Annotated in this window: 1 protein-coding gene; it reads left to right on the top strand. The window is 55.8% G+C overall.

The window, feature by feature from the left end; all coding sequences use genetic code 11:
- Positions 1–761: pyruvate, phosphate dikinase (locus tag NZ740_10695; protein MCS6772468.1), on the top strand; the 761-nt coding region annotated here is incomplete at its 5' end.
- Positions 762–959 lie beyond the last annotated feature (198 nt).

Raw genomic sequence — 959 nt, 5'->3', positions numbered from 1 at the left:
ACCCGCCCCTGCACGAGTTTTTGCCAAAAGACGAGCGCGCTCAACGCTTGCTTGCCGAAAAACTTCGCAAGCCTTTCGAAGAAGTGCGCGAGCGCGTCGAAGCCTTGATCGAAGCCAATCCGATGCTCGGTTTTCGCGGCTGTCGCTTGGGCATTCTGTATCCCGAAATCACCGAAATGCAGGCGCGCGCCATTATGGAAGCCGCCTGCAACGCCACGAAAGACGGCTGGAAAGTCTTTCCCGAAATCATGATTCCGCTCGTCGCCGACGTCAAGGAACTTCAACACCAAGCCGACCTCGTGCGCGCCGTCGCCGAAAAAGTCTTCTCGGAAAAAGGCATTCGCGTCGACTATCTCGTCGGAACGATGATTGAAGTTCCGCGAGCCGCGCTCCTTTCGAGCGAGATCGCCAAAGTCGCCGATTTCTACAGTTTCGGCACCAACGACTTGACGCAGATGACGCTCGGACTTTCGCGCGACGACTCAAACCGATTCTTGCCAACCTATCTTGAAAAGGACATTTACGCGCGCGATCCTTTCGAAGCGATTGACCAAGCGGGCGTGGGCAAGTTGATGAAAATGGCGAGCGAAGACGGACGGAAAGCCAAGCCCAAACTCAAACTCGGCATCTGCGGCGTACACGGCGGCGAGACAACGAGCGTCGAGTTTTGTCATCGACTCGGCTTCGATTACGTCTCGTGCAGTCCGTATCGCGTCCCGATTGCGCGATTAGCGGCGGCGCAAGCGACGTTGAAGGCATAGAGATTTTCTCGGACGTTGAAAAGTCCTCTCTGCCGAGCGGGCTTTCGTTTTTGGCGTTTACAGTCTATCCCCGAAGCGCGTCGGCGTTACGTAATCCGAATCGAAGCGCACGCCAAAGTGGTAGCCGTAGGCTTTCACGTGCGGAATTTCTTGCGCGAGTTCCTCGACATCTTCCAAATCGGTGTGAACAGGGTCTTT

It is taken from the genome of Kiritimatiellia bacterium (assembly GCA_025054615.1).
GTDB lineage: Bacteria > Verrucomicrobiota > Kiritimatiellia > CAIVKH01 > CAIVKH01 > JANWZO01.
The sequence above is the reverse complement of the archived record's forward strand: the minus strand, read 5'-3'. Positions and strand labels throughout refer to the sequence as shown.